Here is an 18,433-nt window from a genome sequence, read left to right on the forward strand (position 1 = left end):
TTATTGGTTCTGTTCTAAAGATAAATAGTACTCCTTTTCTAATTTCTGACGTGTTTCATCTGCACTGATATTCAGGACAAAGGCCACAGCAATCGAAATAATCAGCAAACTATTCCCACCTTGACTCAAGAACGGGAAAGTAATTCCTGTTAATGGAATAATCCCAGTAATCCCACCAACATTAATAAAGACTTGAATTAATAACATTGTACCAATTCCAATACACATTAGTGAATTAAAAGGTTTCTTCGAGCGTACACCGACTAAAATAATTCGCGCAATCATAAACATTAACAATCCTAAAATCGCTAGACCGCCGATAATGCCCAACTCTTCTAAAGTAATCGCAAAGATAAAGTCCGTATGTGCTTCTGGTAAAAAGCCTTTTTTCTGAACACTATTCCCTAGACCTTTGCCAAACCAGCCGCCATTACTGATTGCATAATAAGAATTAGCTAACTGATGGCCTAAGTTCCGTTCATCTAAAAATGGATTTTTAAAAACAGCAAAACGATTATAAATATATTGATAACGCGCTGGGAAAATTTTTCCTTTCGACATAATTAATAACTGAATAGCCGTGATACTACCTAAAATGCCCAAGCCACCAACCAAGTAGGTATACATATAATTAATCCCACTTGCTAAAACCATCACGATGGTAATTAATGTTAGAATGGCCGCATTCCCGAAGTCAGGCTGGATTGCAACTAGAGCAATTAATACAAAAACGAGCATCAACGGGCGCCCGGCAGCTTGTTTAAATTGATCCATGCCTCCATTAATTGTCTTTTGTCGCCGTGCTAAAATATAAGACAGATACCAGACAACCATAATTTTTAAATACTCAGCTGGTTGCATCGAAAATCCACCAATCTCAATCCAACCACGTGCGCCGTTAATTTCTTTCCCGATACCAGGAATCCGAACGGCTAAAACCATAACCGTAATTACTGCAATGGCAAACATGATAAAACTTCGATTCTGGAAAACGGATGTTTTCATCTTATAAATAAAAAACATTGCAACTAACCCTACTACCCAAAAGGCAACCTGGTTAATAACGAATGACGTAGGTGAAAAACCTTTCATTACTTGTAATGCGGATGTGGAACTATATACCATAATCAATCCCACGATACTTAAAATTAAATATGGAATAAAAATACTATAGTCTAGCAAATGCCGTTTCTTTACTTTGTTTGGCAAAGCTTAGCCCTCCTTGCCAATCTCGTTTTTTTCTTGTGTTTCTTCATAAACATCTGTATATAATTGATTCAATTCGCGCTCTAAATCACTTAGTAAGCGATGTCCTTCATCATTAGTTAAAATCCCCAAACGGGTCGCATAGGTCACTTGTCTTGAAAAACCATACATTTGTGTATCCACCACTTCTTCAAATGCTTTACATTGAGAAATGCACAAACTGTTTTTTTGATTACGAATAAGCATTTTAATGCGTTCTGCATCGTCTTCTAATAATTGAATGGCAAATTTCTTTGAAATTCCTTCGTCCATTTGTACAGAACCTCCCTATCTTAATTAAATAATTATAACATAATTCTCAGTTAGATACATGATGATTTCAGAAAATTTCCTTTAAGAAATTTTCTAAAACCAAGCGATATATTAAGTAAGAAATCTCTTTATATAACAAGCTTATTTTATCAATACAACAACAAATACATTAAAAGACTTTTTTCTTATTTTCTGCTTTTAATTTTAAATAAAATAACAAACTATATCATTTTTTTGTCTCTTGATATTCTTTAATTACTTCTAAAAAGGCGGTGCCATATTTATCTAATTTATTTTGGCCGACCCCTTTTATTTGCAATAATTGAATCGTTGTTTGCGGTAATTTTTCACACATTTCTTTAAGTGTACTATCGGAAAAGACTACATATGGCGGCACGCCTGCCTCTTGAGCCATGTCCATACGTAATTCGCGTAATCGTTCAAACAAGGCATCATCCACTGCTACTTTTCGTACTTTTTGGTCTTCTTTTCGGAAGACTTTCCGTTCCCTTAAAAGCACCTGAACACCTTCTGTCGAGACTGATAACAACGGAAATTGCCCATCAGAAGGAATTAAATAACGTTCTGCTGTCAAATAATCAATCAGCTGTGTGACTTCTTTTTGGGTGCGGCCTTTCATTAGTCCGTATGTTGGCAAACGATCAAAATGCCATTGATCAATTTTTTGATCGTTTGAGCCAGTCAAGACTTTACCAACTAAGCCCTTACCGAAACGTTCTCCCATACGTTTTACACAAGACAAGACTTTTTGGGCATCGACCGTAATATCGACTAATTCTCGATTATCCAGACAATTCGAGCAGCGACCGCAGTCCGTCCCTTCTTCACCAAAATAGCGTAAAATATATTTTTGTAAACACATTTGTGCATTCGCATATTGTGACATTTCCCGTAATTTCAAGTACTCTTTCTGCTTATAATCAATGGTCATTTCAGATTGTTCAATAAAGTATTGTTGAATTTGCAAGTCTTGTGGAGCAAACATTAACACAGCATCACTAGGCAGACCGTCACGACCAGCTCGGCCGGCTTCTTGGTAATAAGATTCAATATTCCCTGGTACTTGTGCGTGAATGACAAAACGAACATTGCTCTTATTAATCCCCATACCAAAGGCATTTGTTGCTACCATCACTTGCACTTGATCATACAAGAATGCTTCTTGATTTTCACTACGTAACTGTTCACTCATGCCCCCATGATACATCCCAGCTGCAATTTTTTTACTTTCTAATAAATGATAAATTCGTTCAACTTCCTTCCGCGTGCTTGCATAAATAATACCTGATTGTCCAGTATTCATCTTTAAATATTCCAAAAGAAAAACGTCTCTATTTTGATCTTTCACGACTTGAAAAGATAAATTTTCTCGAGCGAATCCTGTTTTGATTTCATTTTCTGATGGAATTCTTAATTGCTTGACAATATCCTCCGCTACTTGTGGCGTTGCTGTTGCTGTTAGTGCAATCACAGTTGGTTGCTGTTGAAATTGATCTATAATCTCTGCTAAACGCAAATAGCTTGGACGAAAATCATGCCCCCATTGTGAAATACAGTGTGCCTCATCTACTGCCAATAAATCAATCGGTACATGTGTCAGCATCTGTTGAAAATCATAAGATTCTAATCGCTCTGGCGCAACATACAATAGCTTGACTTCTTTGTTAACCGCTAATTGAATACGATGATTCATCTCTTGATAGGAAATGGTACTATTGATATATGTAGCTGGAATCCCCATTAAATTCAGGGCGTCTACTTGATCTTTCATTAAAGAAATTAATGGTGAAATCACCAATGTTAAATTATCCAGAAGTAAGGCTGGCAACTGATAACAAATCGATTTGCCTCCACCTGTTGGCATAATGCCTAAGACATTTTCTTGTCGCAATACATGACGAATAATCGTTTCTTGTCCTGGCCGAAAATCATCATAGCCAAATGTATCTTTTAATAATTCTTGTAATGCACTCATTTATTGCGCTCCAATCTTTGTTCTACAAGTCATTTTAACACGCTAATCTAACAGGAACAAGGTGTGTTAAAACAAGACACAATCGTGAAACACCAGTTAACGTGAAACATCAAAAAGAATGAAAAATTGTGAAAGCTTGCTATCAAAAGCTTTCAAAAATAGCGGCATTTGCTTGTTGTGGATAACGAGTAGTTATCCACACATAAAAAAATAACCTTATCTTAAAATACGCATTAATTCGTTTTTGCCATCAAAAAAACCAACTATTTTCGTAGTAAAACGAGCATAGTTGGTTTAAATGTTTATTTGTCGAAAAATTATTCAGCTTTTTTCTTTTTCTTGCTTGCTTTTTCGCGTTCGTTTTTGTTAAGAATTTGTTTTCTTAAACGGATGCTTTCTGGTGTTACTTCACAGTATTCATCTTCATTCAAGAATTCTAATGATTCTTCTAACGTTAATTTTTTCGGTTTTTTAATGACTGATGTTTGGTCTTTCGTTGCCGAACGAACGTTAGTCATTTGTTTAGCTTTTGTGATGTTCACAGTTAAATCGTTGTCGCGGTTGTTTTCCCCAACAATCATTCCTTCGTAAACTTCTGTCGTTGGTTCAACGAAAACTGTACCACGTTCTTCAATACTCATGATTGAGTAAGTCGTTGCTTTACCAGTATCGATTGAAACTAGTGCACCTTGATGACGGCCACCAATCGTTCCTTGAATCATTGGTAAGTATTGATCGAAGGTGTGGTTCATAATACCATAACCACGAGTCATTGATAAGAATTCTGTTGAATAACCAATTAAGCCACGAGCTGGTGCTAAGAAGATTAAACGCATTTGTCCGTTACCGGCATTAATCATATCTTGCATTTCGCCTTTACGTAAACTTAGTGATTCAATCACGCTACCCATGTATTCTTCAGGTGTGTCAATTTGAACACGTTCAAATGGTTCACATTTAACTCCATCAATTTCACGTTCAATAACTTCTGGACGAGAAACTTGTAATTCATAGCCTTCACGACGCATGTTTTCAATTAAAATTGATAAATGCAATTCGCCACGGCCTGATACAGTCCAAGAATCTGGGCCAATTGGATCCACACGTAAAGATACGTCTGTTTGTAATTCAGCCATTAAACGTTCTTCGATTTTACGAGCGGTAATGTATTTTCCTTCACGTCCCGCAAATGGAGAATTGTTAACTAAGAAAGTCATTTGTAAGGTTGGCTCATCAATGTGTAGAATTGGTAATGCTTCTTGATTGTGAACATCTACAACTGTTTCCCCAACGAAAATGTCTTCCATTCCAGAAACGGCAATTAAATCTCCCGCTTTTGCTTCATCAATTTCCACACGTTGTAAGCCAAAGAAACCTAAAATTTTCGTTACACGGAAATTTTTCACGCTGCCATCTAATTTCATCAACGCAACTTGGTCGCCGACTTTCATTGTGCCACGGAACACACGGCCAATCCCAATACGTCCAACGTAATCGTTGTAGTCTAGTAATGAGACTTGGAATTGAAGTGGTTCGTCTGAATTATCAACTGGAGCTGGCACATGTTCAATAATTTTATCAAAAATTGGGGCCATTGTTGGCTCTTGATCTGCTGGATCATCTGATTCACTTGAAGTTCCGTTTAAAGCAGAAGCATAAACAACTGGGAAATCTAATTGATCGTCGTCTGCGCCTAATTCGATGAATAACTCTAAAACTTCATCTACTACGTGTTCAGGACGAGCAGAAGGTTTGTCAATTTTATTAACAACCACGATTGGTGTTACTTTTTGTTCTAATGCTTTTTTCAATACGAAACGTGTTTGAGGCATTGTTCCTTCATACGCATCGACAACTAAAACAACACCGTCTACCATTTTCATGATACGTTCTACTTCACCACCGAAGTCCGCGTGTCCTGGTGTATCTAGAATGTTGATACGTGTACCGTTATAATCTACGGCTGTATTTTTTGCTAAGATAGTAATTCCACGTTCACTTTCAAGTGCATTGGAATCCATTGCACGTTCTTGTAATTGTGTGTGTCCATCTAAAGTGTCAGATTGTTTTAAAAGTTCATCTACTAAGGTTGTTTTACCATGGTCAACGTGGGCGATAATTGCCACGTTACGAATATCATCTCTGTATTTCAATTTAATTGCTCCTTATCTATATACGCTTATGTTACTTAAGTCCATAAAAGCCGACTGCTTATTATAGCAAACTTTTTTCATTAAAAAAAGGCTTTCGCCTGCAAAAATAATGAAAGTTTTAGAAATTATTCGGCTTTTTCTGAAAACAAGGACATTTTTTTACAAATTTTTCTCTTTTAAAAGAGGAAGAGCCTTACCTTTCAGCAACGCTCTTCTTTGATTATTCCGATTCATTTAAATATCGGGTAAATACTTCATCATAGGTTTCAGGAGTTGCTGCAATAAAGTATTCACGACCCGCAAAAGTTAATGGTTTTCCTGTAATACCAGAGTATTTAAACCCAAATTCTTCCAAAAGTACTAAGCCTGCTGCATAATCCCAAGGACTTAGATTAGATAAATAGCCATGATGGTTGCCTTTTAACATAGCAATAATTTCCAAACCTGCACAACCGCTAATACGCACGCCCATACTTGCTTGTCCGATTTCCGTTGCGTAATGAATATTTTTTCCATGCATGTAAGCATTCATGCCCCATAATCCATCTGCCAAGGCTTTCATAGTAGGCGCTTTTAATAATTGATTATTCCGATAAACGCCAAGCCCTTTGCCGCCCCAATAAAGTTCTTCTCGCATCACATCATAGATAAAACCTAATTTACCAATGCCGTCTTCATAAACAGCTAACATAATACAAAAATTTTCTCTTTCCATCACGAAATTCATTGTGCCATCAATCGGATCGATGATCCACACGCGACCAGCAAAACTTTTTAAAGTATTGTAGCCTTTTTCTTCCCCTAAAATTTGATCTTCGGGAAAATTTGTTTGAATTTTATTCATTAAAAATTCTTGGGTTTGTTCATCCATATTTGTCACTAAATCGGTGCGGCCATTTTTCTGTTGAACGGTTAACTCTGATTCCAAGTTCATTCGAATCACATCGGCTGCTTCAAAAAGCCAACTTTGAATTGTTTGAACAAATTTTTGCGTTTCAGTCATCTAATCATCCCCCAGCTTTAATTTACCGCTTCCCTGTTTTTTAGCTTGTTGAAGCGTACAATATAACGAATATCCTGAAGCATTTTCAAATTCACGACCTAAGCGTTTTTCTTCGCCGATACTTTTAACGACCGTTTTAAATTGTTGATAAGTTGTTAAAAATTTGTCAACAGGCAAGCCTGTTTCGTTGGCTTGCTCAACTGCTGTCCACATATTAGTGACAATCACCATTTCCTCTGTCGTCCAATCTAAATCTAATGGATATTGATAGTCTTTCATGTCTTCACCTCATCTTCTCTAGTTTAGCATATTTTCATAAAAAAACATCTTATTTACGTCGATTTTTTAATGCATTAAAGAGAGGATATTCTGCTGTTCCTTTGCGATACAAACTTTGTTGCGAAGCATAAATACCGCTATTTCCTGAACACATAAAACTGATTAAGCAGACCATGAAAAAATAGACTGCCGCTTCACTACCAAATAGTTCAATGCCCATAATGAAACAAGCAATCGGCGTATTCGTGGCGCCAGAAAAAACACCAATAAATCCTAAACCTGCTAAAAAAGGAATTGACAGATGTAACAAAGGGGCCAAAGAACTCCCTAACGTAGCCCCAATTTCAAACAATGGCGTCACTTCTCCTCCTTGGAATCCGGCACCCAAGGATAACACCGTAAAGAATAATTTCCCAACAAAATCAAAAGGCTGCGCATTGCCTGCAAAAGCATCTTCTAGTAAAGGTAAACTCAAGCCTAAATAACGTTGGTTGTTTAAGACGAGCACAAACAGAACGACAATGGCAGCGCCAAGAAACGCACGAAGGTAGACATTAGCAAACCAATTTGCGTAGGCCTTTTTTAAAAAGACAATGGAACGACTAAAAACCCAACCTGCCAAGCCAAAACAAATCGATGCCAAAAATAATTTTACGAATAGATCAACCGACCAAGTCGGAATTTTGCCCATCGGATAATGCGTATGTGTTACACCAAAACTTTCAGTCACAAAATTAGCAAATAAGCCTGCAAAAAAACTTGGGAAAAGTGCCTCTGCACGAACTTTTCCAATCGCCAAAACTTCTAATCCGAAAACCGTTCCCGCTAATGGTGTGCCAAAAACAGAACTAAAACCTGCACTAATTCCGCTAATAATAATTACTTGTCGTTCCAAAGCGGACAGTTTAAAGACTTTTCCTACAGCATTTGCGATTGCGCCCCCCATTTGCACCGCCGTCCCTTCACGACCAACAGAACCACCAAATAAGTGCGTAGTAATCGTGCCAAACAATGTTAAAGGAATTAAGCGTAAGGGAATATCTTCTTCCCCGCCATTGCCTTGTTCAATCACTAAGTTATTTCCTCGGCTAGCATTTTTCCCAAAACGCGTATAGAAATACGTAAAAACGACACCGCTAATGGGGAGGATAAAGAGTAACCAAGGATTTGCTAAACGAACATCTGTTACATAGGTAAGACTCTTTAAGAAAAAGGCGGATAACGCCCCCATAAATAAACCAATAATTGCGGTAATGAGCAACCATTTTGCCATATAACCGCTGATTGATAGTAGTTGCTTTGTTTCTTTTTTCACTTTACATGCTCCTTTACAATTTTCTTATCGCCAATCCTAGCGTACAGAAAAAGCCTACCAAAGGGTACACTTCTCCCGTTTGGTAGGCGTCATTAATTTATTCGTCCAATAAATAGTTCGTGGTGAACACCATCACCATGTTGCTATTAAACTATTAAAAATAATACCACGCAACTCTGGAAAGTGCAATAGAAGAATAACTCATTACCTTTAACAACCTTTACGTGTCTTTTTAGACACTAGCTCATTAAAAAAAATAACCATGATTTCTTCGCTTTCCAAATCTAACAACTTAGAAATCAATTTAATATCTGAAGCTTTAAATACAACCTCTCCTTTTAATTTCTTATAAATTGTTGAAGCTGAGATTGGTTGACCTGCAGCGGTCATTTCACTTGCTAACCATTCAACATTTTTCCCTTTTAATTTCAATTTTGAATGAATTAAATTTGATTCCATTTTACTCCCCCTTTTCACCCCTTTTTAGTGTCTTATTAGACACTGGAAGTATATCATTTTGTGAAAAAACCGTCAATATATGCCGATTCAATAGTTATTTATCACTCTATGTATAGAGTAAAACATGTTTCTTTTGCGACACTTTTTGTGCTAGAATGTTTTTACGGAGGTGGTTTTTTTGAAAGAAAATTTTTTGAAGCAAAAACGGATGGAGAAAAATCTTACATTAGAACAAGTTGGAAATTTTGTTGGTGTTGGAAAAAGTACCGTCAGGAAATGGGAAACTGGAATGATTGAAAATATGGGGAGGGATAAAATTGTCGCCTTATCTAAAATTTTAGATGTATCACCTCTTGAAATCTTAGGTATTCCTGAAACGGAAGAAACGCCATTTGTTGTCCCAACCAATATTATGAACATATACAAACAGTTAACAACTGAAAATCAAGAAGCAGTCTATCGATATGCTCAAAAGAAATTAACAGAACAAAATTACTTTTAATATTTATTTTAAATAGATGAATGCTAGACTTTTTAGTCAACGTCAAACAAAAAAAGCTTATCCTTACGGATAAGCTTTTTATTAGATTGACTGTTGGCCAAAATACTGACGCCATTTGGTTTTCATGGCTGTCGTCATCGGCAACGCCGCTTCTTTCACAGCACAATATTTGTCAACAAAGGTTACAATGTAACTTTCTTTGTATTTTGGTGGTGCAATAGTTGCGCCCCACATATGTTTAATAATAATGTCTCGTTCTAAATCAGACAACTCTGTAATTTTTTCAGCATTTTTGGCTGCAATTCGTGGATGAACATAGGCATGAGAGCCTTCGTCAAACTTTGTTGTGCGCCAATCATAGTAAAACAAATCATGTAATAAACCAGCACGAGCTGTTGCACGAGCATTGCCGTTCCAACGCTTTGCTAATTTATAGCTATGATAGGAAACACTAATTGAATGTTCTAAACGAGTTGAATGCATATGTTGTGTGTATTCTGCTAATTTTTGGACTTCTTCGGTTGCTAATAAATCTTCTACATAAGAAAGATATTCTTCGTCTTCACGCCATTTTTCTGTCATATAATTGGGTGCCACCTTTTCTAATCCTTTTATAACTTGACTCGAGTATAGCACCCCAGCTATTTAATTACTATGAATTTCTCAATCTGTAACTTAACTTTAATATTTGCTTAATAAGTTTAGCGTTCAGCGCAGTAAAATTTTCACAAAAACTTCTACATTTCTTCTGGTGCATGTAACCCTAGTAAACGTAAATCTTCTTTTAGAACAGTAGCTACTGCATAAACTAACGCTAAGCGTGCCTCTTTTTGAGCATCTTCATCCAAAATCCGAACATGGGCATAATATTTATTGAACGCTTGTGCTAAATGAATGCTATGTTTCGCAATAACAGATGGTTCATATTTTTCAGCAGCTTGCATCACAGTTTCAGGGAATTTTTGTAACAACTTCACGACTTCCCAGCTATCCTTGTCATTTAGTGCATAACGTTGTGTAGCGTCTGGTGTAAAGTTTGCTTTACGTAAAATACTCATCGCACGAGCATGTGTATATTGAACATATGGCCCAGTTTCGCCTTCAAAACGAACAACTTCATCTAATACAAAATCGAAATTATTTAGACGATCATTTTTAAGGTCATGGAAAATAACTGCACCTACACCTACTTGTTTCGCCACTTCTTCACGATTTGCTAAGTCTGGATTTTTCTCGTTAATTTGATTTCCTGCTAAAGTAACGGCTTCATTCAATACTTCTTCTAATAAAACGATTTTCCCTTTACGTGTGGATAATTTTTTACCGCCTTGAGTAATTAAACCAAACGGAATGTGTTCCATATCATCTGACCAGTCAAACCCTAGTTCTTTCAAGACTGCTTTTAGTTGTTTGAAGTGATTGCTTTGTTCGTTACCGACTACATAAAGTGATTTGGCAAAATCATACGTCCGTTTACGGTAAAGCGCAGCAGCTAAATCCCGTGTGATATATAACGTCGCACCATCTGATTTACGAATAAGTGCTGGATTTAAATTATATTCTGTCAAATCAACAATTTCTGCACCTTGATTTTCTGTTAATAAATGTTTTTCTTCTAATAAAGTAACAATTTCATCCATTTTATCATTATAAAAGGCTTCGCCATTATAAGAATCAAATTCAACTTCTAACATGGAATAGATTTTATCAAATTCTTTTAGAGACTCGCTACGGAACCATTTCCATAATTCATTAGCTTCTTGGTCTCCTTCTTCTAATTTTTTAAACCAGGCACGTGCTTCGTCTTCTAATTCTGGTTTTTCTTCTGCTTCTTCATGAAATTGCACATATAAGCGCAATAATTCATTAATTGGTTGTTGACGAACTGCTTCTTCAGAACCCCATTTTTTATAAGCTACAATTAACTTACCAAACTGTGTACCCCAGTCACCTAAGTGGTTAATCCGAATTGGCTGATACCCAATTTTTTCTAAAATAAAGGCAATTGAATTCCCGATTACCGTAGAACGTAAGTGCCCCATAGAAATTGGTTTAGCAATGTTTGGTGAAGACATATCAATAGGAACATTGCCATTATTACCAAAGGTACTGTTTCCGTAGTTGTTTTTTTCTTTGACTACTGCGCCAATGACAGCTTGACTGACTGCTTCTTTATTCATGAAGAAGTTTAAATAAGGTCCCACCACTTCAATTTTTTCAAAATTTGTGCCATCAATTTTTTCTGCTAATTCTGCTGCAATTTGTTGTGGTGCTTTACGATAAATCTTAGCTAATGAAAAGGCTGGAAAAGCAACATCTCCATGATCAACAGATTTAGGATTTTCCAATAATTGTTCGATTTGATCCATCGTTAATTCTTCATTTAAAACATCATGTAACGCTTTTGCTACGATTTCTTTGTTGTTCATAAGAACCCTCCTGATTAATTTGTAAGTATAAAAAAACAAAAACGTCTCTGACAAAACAAAATGATTTGTTTTGTCAGAGACGAGAATTTACCCGCGGTACCACTCTAATTGTCTATACTACTTGGATAGACCTGCTTCATCGATAACGGTGATTGCCGTCTGCTTTCAGCAGAATTCTAAAAGTGCGCTTCCTCATTCCGATCACTCTTGGCTCCCACCTTCCCAAGATCGCTAAGCTGACGTTGAAATAAGTACTCTCTTTATCATCGAATGTCATTGTTAAACTGGCTTCATTATAGCAAATTTTTGTCTAGCTGGCTAGCCTTCTTCACTAATTGTCATAAAACTAACGCCAGGTTCTGCATTTAAGTTATACGAAGCAAAATGATTCTTTTCAGCTTCGATAAAGGCGGCAGCGCCAATCATCGCCGCGTTATCCCCACAAAGTTTTAATGGCGGAATAAGTAATGTCACTTCTGGTAATTGTTCACTGATTGCATGTCTCATTGCTTCTCGTAATCCCTGATTCGCAGCAACGCCCCCAGCGATTAGCAATTGCTTAACAGGATATTCTTGACAAGCACGAATGGTTTTAGTCACTAATACTTCTACCACACTCGCCTGAAAACTTGCGGCTAAATCCTTTGTAGACAGTACTTCACCACGTTGCTCTGCATTATGAACCGTGTTAATAAACGCACTTTTCAAACCACTAAAGCTAAAGTCATAGTTATCCTCTTTTAGCATCGCCCGTGGAAATTGGTAGGTATCTGTGCCTTCATGGGCCAAAACATCAATCTCTTTGCCACTAGGATAAGGCAACCCTAACACACGTCCGACTTTATCATACGCTTCACCAGCTGCATCATCGCGTGTTTCACCAACAATTTCGAAAGAGCCATCTTCTTTCATGTAGACCAATTCCGTATGTCCTCCACTAACGAGTAAGGCCATCAATGGAAATTCGAGCGGTGCCACAAAACGGGCAGCATAAATGTGTCCAGCCATATGATTGACTGGAATAAGTGGTAATTGGTGCGCCCAAGCAAATGCTTTTGCTGCAGAAAGTCCTATTAATAAAGCACCGACTAACCCAGGCCCATAGGTCACAGCAACGCCACTAAGCTCTTCTGGTGTGACTTTTGCTTCTGTTAATGCTTCTTCAATACAGATCGTCACTTGTTCAACATGATGACGACTCGCAACTTCCGGAACGACTCCGCCAAAACGTTGATGGCTCTTAATTTGCGAAGCTACGATATTGGAAAGAATTTTGTCGCCATCTTCAATGACAGCCACACTTGTTTCATCACAGCTACTTTCCACAGCTAATAATAATTTACGTTCTTTTGTAAAAATTGTCATTGGGCTTCCTTCCTTAATTTCGCACACATTACAAAGGCATTTTCTTGAGGTTCTTTATAATAATTTTTTCGAACAGCTACTTTCCGAAAACCTGTTTTCTCATAAAGTTTTTGAGCTAATGTATTCGATTCTCTGACCTCTAAGAAAATTTGTGTAATGTTACGACTTTTAACATATTCTTTAAAAGCTTTCATTAATTGACAACCAATTCCTTGGTGTTGTTTCTGACCATTCACAACAACGTGACTAATTTCTGCTTCATCTAAAATAAAATGATAGGCAATATAGCCTAACCACTGGCCATTTTCAACTAAAAAAAGATATTCGCTATTTTCCTGAGCAAAATCTTCCGCGAATTGTGTTTCTGTCCAAGGGGAGCCAGTTGTATAAGAAGAATTACTAAAACGCCATAATTCTTCACCAATATTTGCTACAGATATTTCTTTTTTTGTTACTAACATTTTTTCTTCACTCTTCTTTTAAATCAATTATCATTTCTAGTGCGTCTTCATTATTTTCGTCATAATAGCCTTTTTTCACCGTTTGTGAGACAAAGCCAATTTTTCGATACAAACGTTGGGCTTTAACATTACTCATTCGTACTTCTAGCGATAAGGTTTCACAACGATTTTTCTTGGCAAAAATTCGCGTTTCTTCTATTAAAGAACGACCTAAACCTAAGCCTTGGTATGCTGTATGGACAGCGACATTCGTAATGTGTGCATCCGTTCCTTGAATCCGACAGCCAATAAAGCCAACTGTTTTCCCGTTAATTGCCGCTAACAAATAGAGATGCGGCGCTTTTGAGCCAAGTTCTGCCATGAAAGCAGACATCGTCCAAGGAAGTTCCCCAGCATAAACTTCACGTTCAATTGCTAGTAAATCCTTAATATCTTGGTAGGTGATTTCACGCAATTGAAATTCTTGCTGGTTCATTGCAATGGTTTTAGTTATATACCGTTGCCGTCTTTTTGTAAAGTATTTTGTCACAAAATTAAAGTTTTTCCACATAGCTTTCTCCATTAGGCGTGTGTGTCTTCAACCAATTTTCTTCCGCTTCTACTTTTTTCAAATACGCAGGTAAGAACCCATGAACATTTTCAACAGGTTCAGCCACACTACCTAACGCAGCCAAAACTGCGGCATTAGGAATTTGCCATTGCGGGACATCACAAATTTCCCCATGAGGAATGATTTGAGTTATTTCTTCAGTGAATTTTTCAACATCTTCACCAACAAAAAAAAGATTTGGTTCATTTTTTAGTTGTTCTAATAACTCCCGCAGGGAAATATGTTGGTCCGGTAACTCATTTTGCCACACGCCATCGACAAACCGATAAGCACCAGCATAGACGTTTTTACGACGCGCATCAAAAAGAGGTACAATTAAACCGGTTTGTCCAACACAATTGGCAGCTAACGTTTGTAGACTGGAAATGCCTACTAGCTCTTTCTTTAAAGTATAGGCCAATGTTTTGGCAGTCGTCACGCCTAAACGTAAGCCAGTGTATGATCCAGGTCCTTCTGCTACGACAAAACGATCAATTGCCGTTGGCGCCAAGTTCAATTGGCTCATCAAATAGTCAATTGCCGGCATTAATGTTAAGCTATGATTTCTTTTAACCGTTGCTGTATAACTTCCCAGAATTTTTTGATTTTCACACACAGCAATACTCAATGTTTGGTTAGATGTATCTATTGCTAAAATTCGCACACGAATCCCTTTCCTTCTACAATTTAGTCGCTTCATTGTAGCACACTTTCCTTTTTCTAAAAAGGGAAAACGAGGTTTCTTTTTAAAGAAACCTCGTTTCGTTCATTTTCTCTTTTTATTTAATGGTTGCTTCTAAGTAATCAATTAATGGTTTACTGATATCTGTTGCAGAACCATTTTCTCCTGAATTTTCAACCATAATCATTGTTAAGAATTTATTGTTACTACGATCTAACGTTAGAAGGAAACTGTTTTCTTTGCCATCTGTATCTTGTTTATCTTTTATTTCAGCTGTTCCTGTTTTAGCAGCCAATGAGAAGTTCGGATTGTACATATTATAAACATAACCTGAAGGATCTTCCACACTACCTAAAAGATCTGTGGCAATTGTATTCGCTGCGTTGGCGCTGATTACATTGTCTTTTTTCTTCGTTTCTTTGTCTAAAACTAATTTTGGATAGACTAATGTTCCATTATTTTGGAAAACACTATACATGGTAGCTTGCTGGATTGGTGAAATTAACAATTGGCCTTGACCGTAGCCCGTATCTGCTAAAAGAATTTCAGAATTAAATTTATCTTCATTTGAAATTTGAGCAGGCGTCATGGCAATTGGTAAATCTAGTTCCTCACCGAAAATGAATTTATTAAGACCCGCTCTAAATTTGTCTTCTCCCATCCGTAATGTTTGTTGGGCAAAATAAATATTATCTGAATTAACTAAAGCGGTACGCAGATTGACTGGACTTGCTTCTTTTACACGTGTCGCAAAATAGCCGCCCCAAGATTTATCTTTTTGCCATTTCAAGCCATTAATTTCTAGCTCTTCATCTGGCTTCAATGTCCCTGCATCTAAACCAATGGCACCGGTAATTGTTTTAAAGGTAGAGCCTGGTGCATAGCCTGTCGCAAAACGTGCTGTGAATGGTAAATCTTTGTTGTTATTGTAAGCATCATATTCTTTTTGAGAAATACCATTGGCCATTTTATTAGGATCATACGAAGGTGAACTAACCGTTGCTAATAAATCGCCTTTTTGAGGATCGGTAATGACCGCACTACCAGGACGTTTGTCAAATATAGCGAAGGCTTGTTGTTGTACGCCACTGTCAATCGTTAATTTAATCGTTTGACCATCTTTTTTCTCTTTGGTTTGTAAAGCTTTTTTGACATTCTCTTTGTCATCTAAAATAACTAGTGAGCCACCATCTTGCCCTCTTAATTCTTTATCAAACGCTCGTTCTAAGCCAGTTTTACCAATTACGCCCGTACTACTTAACTCTGGATTTTTTTCAATATCTTCTGCAGTAATGGTGCCCGTATACCCGATTAATTGCGCAGCTGCTTCCCCCAGCGGATAATAACGTGACTCTGTATCTTTTGTCGCAGCCCCTGTTGGTAATTCTGTCACTGGTTCAGAAGCGACTGTGATTGGTACAAAGGAGTCTGCTTGGACCCATCCTTGGCTTAACTTTTGATTGATTTCATCAACAGAAACGCCGAACTTATCACTAAAAGCTTTGATATTGGCTGTTTTTTCTGCGCCAGAACCAAGTTTGCCAGGCACTACGCCCACTTCGTCAAACACTTTGTTAATTGCTAGCCCACTACCATTACGATCGACAATTTCTCCACGTTTGGCATTATCTACTTGAATCGAAATTTTATCATTTCCTGACATATCTGGAAAAATTAAAGACGGCTTCCAAGCGATTTGGTAGATATCGCCTTTCTTGGCGATACTTGATTGATAAGACAAATCTTTCATTTCGCCTAAAGGAGTGCTCATCGATAATTTATAGGTAAATGTGTATTGATTGTCTTTCGCCTTTTTGACTTGAACATCACTAGCTTTGACTCCTTCTGCTTGAATCCCTGAATAAATTGCTTGGTATTTTTCAACAACAGATTTAGTATCATAGCCATTTTTCTTTAAGCTAGCTTCTTGAACAACGGACGGTAACTTATCAAATTCCTGTTTTGACAATACGTTTAAAAATGTAGTAGCTGTTTTCTTCGCTTCGGCTAACTCTTGTTTGGCTTGCCATTGACTATAAGCATAATACCCGCCACCGGCAGCAGCGATTAGAACCAAGGCAGAAACACCAAGAATAAGTGGTTTTTTTGAAGATTTTTTATTACGATTGCTTCGTTCCATTCAATAATCCCCTAACTATATAATATGTCTTTTCTTCTATTATACGTAACTTTTTTTAAAATGCTTGTGTTTCACCTATACTTTTTTTAATTTCTTAATAAAGTTTGATCAATTTTTTCCATTTCATCAGGCTTTCGTTGGATTTCTCTGCATTCATTGTGTGGTATACTAGCTTTAACAATTAGTTTTTTATTAGGAGGAATGAACATGGGACTTATTAAAGCAGCAACAAGTTCAGTTGGCGGTGGCTTGGCCGATCAATGGCTAGAGGTTATTGAACCTGATAATATGGGGGACACAACCGTCATGACAAAAGGTGTTTTTGTGCGTAAAGATGATAAACGTGGTTCTAATCGTAAAGGAACGGACGATGTTTTAACAGATGGTTCTGTTGTACATGTCTATCCCAACATGATGATGCTTCTTGTCGATGGGGGCAAAATCATCGATTACACTGCTGAAGAAGGCTATTATACAGTCAAAAATGATTCTGCGCCTTCAATGTTTAACGGTTCTTTAAAAGATGCGATTGCAGAGACCTTCAGTCGTTTCAAATTTGGTGGCGTAACTCCACAAAAACAACAAGTTTTTTATATTAATTTGCAAGAAATTAAAGGCATTAAATTTGGAACACCTGCGCCATTAAACTATTTTGATAATTTTTATAATGCCGAACTTTTCTTACGTGCACACGGAAATTACTCAATTAAAATTACAGATCCTTTGCTATTTTATACTAATGCGATTCCTAAAAACCAAACGCAAGTAGATATTAATGATATTAATGAACAATATTTGGCGGAGTTCATTACAGCATTGCAAGCAGCAATCAATCAAATGTCTGCTGATGGGCAACGTATTTCTTATGTTCCCTCAAAAAGTGTTGAATTAAGCAAATATATGCAAACTGCGCTTGATGAGGATTGGCGCACCAATCGCGGTATGGAAATTGTTTCTGTAGCAGTTGCGAGCATTTCTTATACAGATGATTCAACTAAATTAATCAACATGCGAAATGAAGGTGCTATGCTCAGCGATCCAGGTGTTCGCGAAGGCTATGTTCAAGGTTCCTTGGCTCGTGGTATGGAGGCTGCTGGTAAAAATGAAGGTGGCGCTATGAGCGGCTTTATGGGCGTTGGTATGGGCATGAATGCGAATGGCAACTACTTTGCGCAAGCGTCTCAAACAAACCAACAACAAATGCAAGAAAAACAAAACCAGCAAAACGCACAAGGGGCTACAGACACTTGGACTTGCCCACAATGTGGGACTGAAAACACTGGGAAGTTTTGCTCAAACTGTGGGACACCAAAACCAACAAACGAGAAACCAAAATTAGAAATGAAATGTAGTGAATGTAGCGAAATTGTTGACTTAAGTAATGGTATTCCTAAGTTCTGTCCACATTGTGGTAAACCATTCCAAGGGGTTCCTTTATAAGCAAGTAGTGAACAATTAAAGAAAAGGGTCAGGCACAAGTCTACCCTTTTTCTTTGAATCAGATTCCTGTTATTTACTCACTCTATTAGAAAGGACGGTTGC

At 37.2% G+C, this 18,433-nt stretch carries 16 protein-coding genes, 1 pseudogene, 1 riboswitch and 1 other annotated feature; of the genes and pseudogenes, 2 read left to right on the forward strand and 15 right to left on the reverse strand.

Features of this window, described 5'->3' with window-relative positions; genetic code table 11:
* From IGL36_RS09695 to IGL36_RS09730, 8 genes and pseudogenes are all read right to left on the reverse strand, one after another.
* Nucleotides 1–1,209, reverse strand: coding sequence for an FtsW/RodA/SpoVE family cell cycle protein (locus IGL36_RS09695; protein ID WP_010717097.1), 1,209 nt, complete (start codon nt 1,207–1,209; stop codon nt 1–3).
* Between the two features lie 3 nt (nt 1,210–1,212).
* A complete protein-coding gene (locus tag IGL36_RS09700; protein WP_002356684.1) occupies nt 1,213–1,518 on the reverse strand; it encodes a YlaN family protein in 306 nt (101 codons plus the stop codon).
* Nucleotides 1,519–1,744: 226 nt separating this feature from the next.
* Nucleotides 1,745–3,514 (reverse strand): DNA helicase RecQ, encoded by a 1,770-nt coding sequence (recQ, locus tag IGL36_RS09705; RefSeq protein WP_430609052.1) that lies wholly within the window; start codon nt 3,512–3,514, stop codon nt 1,745–1,747.
* Nucleotides 3,515–3,831: 317 nt separating this feature from the next.
* Entirely contained in the window at nt 3,832–5,667 is a 1,836-nt protein-coding gene (gene typA / locus IGL36_RS09710) for a translational GTPase TypA (RefSeq protein WP_002356682.1), read from the reverse strand.
* 220 nt (nt 5,668–5,887) lie between these two features.
* Nucleotides 5,888–6,670: an inositol monophosphatase family protein gene (locus IGL36_RS09715; RefSeq protein ID WP_002368954.1), complete on the reverse strand. Its 783-nt coding sequence runs from the start codon at nt 6,668–6,670 to the stop codon at nt 5,888–5,890.
* A complete protein-coding gene (locus IGL36_RS09720) occupies nt 6,671–6,949 on the reverse strand; it encodes a UPF0223 family protein (protein ID WP_002395334.1) in 279 nt (92 codons plus the stop codon).
* Between the two features lie 49 nt (nt 6,950–6,998).
* Nucleotides 6,999–8,264: a voltage-gated chloride channel family protein gene (locus IGL36_RS09725; RefSeq protein WP_002368953.1), complete on the reverse strand. Its 1,266-nt coding sequence runs from the start codon at nt 8,262–8,264 to the stop codon at nt 6,999–7,001.
* 76 nt (nt 8,265–8,340) lie between these two features.
* A riboswitch (Fluoride riboswitch) is annotated at nt 8,341–8,410 on the reverse strand.
* Nucleotides 8,411–8,474: 64 nt separating this feature from the next.
* Nucleotides 8,475–8,799 (reverse strand): annotated as a pseudogene (locus tag IGL36_RS09730) (hypothetical protein).
* Between the two features lie 93 nt (nt 8,800–8,892).
* Between IGL36_RS09730 and IGL36_RS09735 the strand changes: the two are divergent.
* Nucleotides 8,893–9,225 (forward strand): helix-turn-helix domain-containing protein, encoded by a 333-nt coding sequence (locus tag IGL36_RS09735; RefSeq protein WP_002368951.1) that lies wholly within the window; start codon nt 8,893–8,895, stop codon nt 9,223–9,225.
* Between the two features lie 81 nt (nt 9,226–9,306).
* Here the strand turns inward: IGL36_RS09735 and IGL36_RS09740 are convergent, their stop codons facing one another.
* From IGL36_RS09740 to IGL36_RS09770, 7 genes are all read right to left on the reverse strand, one after another.
* Nucleotides 9,307–9,807: an HD domain-containing protein gene (locus IGL36_RS09740; RefSeq protein ID WP_002356666.1), complete on the reverse strand. Its 501-nt coding sequence runs from the start codon at nt 9,805–9,807 to the stop codon at nt 9,307–9,309.
* Nucleotides 9,808–9,962: 155 nt separating this feature from the next.
* Nucleotides 9,963–11,654 (reverse strand): arginine--tRNA ligase, encoded by a 1,692-nt coding sequence (gene argS / locus IGL36_RS09745; protein WP_002367081.1) that lies wholly within the window; start codon nt 11,652–11,654, stop codon nt 9,963–9,965.
* A gap of 72 nt (nt 11,655–11,726) precedes the next feature.
* Nucleotides 11,727–11,930 (reverse strand) — a binding site (T-box leader).
* Between the two features lie 42 nt (nt 11,931–11,972).
* Nucleotides 11,973–13,019, reverse strand: coding sequence for a tRNA (adenosine(37)-N6)-threonylcarbamoyltransferase complex transferase subunit TsaD (gene tsaD / locus IGL36_RS09750; RefSeq protein WP_002398021.1), 1,047 nt, complete (start codon nt 13,017–13,019; stop codon nt 11,973–11,975).
* Nucleotides 13,016–13,480: a ribosomal protein S18-alanine N-acetyltransferase gene (rimI, locus tag IGL36_RS09755; protein ID WP_002356662.1), complete on the reverse strand. Its 465-nt coding sequence runs from the start codon at nt 13,478–13,480 to the stop codon at nt 13,016–13,018. The genes tsaD and rimI (IGL36_RS09755) overlap by 4 nt, the downstream gene beginning before the upstream one ends.
* Before the next feature lie 7 nt (nt 13,481–13,487).
* The gene (gene rimI / locus IGL36_RS09760; RefSeq protein ID WP_002387121.1) at nt 13,488–14,042 is read right to left on the reverse strand and encodes a ribosomal protein S18-alanine N-acetyltransferase; all 555 of its coding nucleotides are present in this window, start codon (nt 14,040–14,042) and stop codon (nt 13,488–13,490) included.
* Nucleotides 14,014–14,733, reverse strand: a complete 720-nt coding sequence (tsaB, locus tag IGL36_RS09765) for a tRNA (adenosine(37)-N6)-threonylcarbamoyltransferase complex dimerization subunit type 1 TsaB (protein WP_010717099.1) — start codon at nt 14,731–14,733, stop codon at nt 14,014–14,016. Before tsaB ends, rimI (IGL36_RS09760) begins: the two co-directional genes overlap by 29 nt.
* A 115-nt stretch (nt 14,734–14,848) precedes the next feature.
* The gene (locus IGL36_RS09770; protein WP_002398019.1) at nt 14,849–16,891 is read right to left on the reverse strand and encodes a penicillin-binding transpeptidase domain-containing protein; all 2,043 of its coding nucleotides are present in this window, start codon (nt 16,889–16,891) and stop codon (nt 14,849–14,851) included.
* A 207-nt stretch (nt 16,892–17,098) separates the two neighbouring features.
* Between IGL36_RS09770 and IGL36_RS09775 the strand changes: the two genes are divergently transcribed.
* Nucleotides 17,099–18,331 (forward strand): SPFH domain-containing protein, encoded by a 1,233-nt coding sequence (locus IGL36_RS09775; protein ID WP_002356656.1) that lies wholly within the window; start codon nt 17,099–17,101, stop codon nt 18,329–18,331.
* The last annotated feature ends 102 nt before the right edge of the window (nt 18,332–18,433 follow it).

This window comes from Enterococcus sp. AZ011 (assembly GCF_050548355.1).
GTDB lineage: Bacteria > Bacillota > Bacilli > Lactobacillales > Enterococcaceae > Enterococcus > Enterococcus faecalis.

What these genes read in the sequence shown, in the direction of transcription:
- IGL36_RS09700 (WP_002356684.1), bottom strand. Translation starts at nt 1,518, where the DNA reads ATGGACGAAGGAATTTCAAAGAAATTTGCCATTCAATTATTAGAAGAC.
- recQ (WP_430609052.1), bottom strand. Translation starts at nt 3,514, where the DNA reads ATGAGTGCATTACAAGAATTATTAAAAGATACATTTGGCTATGATGAT.
- IGL36_RS09715 (WP_002368954.1), bottom strand. Translation starts at nt 6,670, where the DNA reads ATGACTGAAACGCAAAAATTTGTTCAAACAATTCAAAGTTGGCTTTTT.
- IGL36_RS09720 (WP_002395334.1), bottom strand. Translation starts at nt 6,949, where the DNA reads ATGAAAGACTATCAATATCCATTAGATTTAGATTGGACGACAGAGGAA.
- IGL36_RS09740 (WP_002356666.1), bottom strand. Translation starts at nt 9,807, where the DNA reads ATGACAGAAAAATGGCGTGAAGACGAAGAATATCTTTCTTATGTAGAA.
- argS (WP_002367081.1), bottom strand. Translation starts at nt 11,654, where the DNA reads ATGAACAACAAAGAAATCGTAGCAAAAGCGTTACATGATGTTTTAAAT.
- tsaD (WP_002398021.1), bottom strand. Translation starts at nt 13,019, where the DNA reads ATGACAATTTTTACAAAAGAACGTAAATTATTATTAGCTGTGGAAAGT.
- rimI (WP_002356662.1), bottom strand. Translation starts at nt 13,480, where the DNA reads ATGTTAGTAACAAAAAAAGAAATATCTGTAGCAAATATTGGTGAAGAA.
- rimI (WP_002387121.1), bottom strand. Translation starts at nt 14,042, where the DNA reads ATGGAGAAAGCTATGTGGAAAAACTTTAATTTTGTGACAAAATACTTT.
- IGL36_RS09770 (WP_002398019.1), bottom strand. Translation starts at nt 16,891, where the DNA reads ATGGAACGAAGCAATCGTAATAAAAAATCTTCAAAAAAACCACTTATT.
- IGL36_RS09775 (WP_002356656.1), top strand. Translation starts at nt 17,099, where the DNA reads ATGGGACTTATTAAAGCAGCAACAAGTTCAGTTGGCGGTGGCTTGGCC.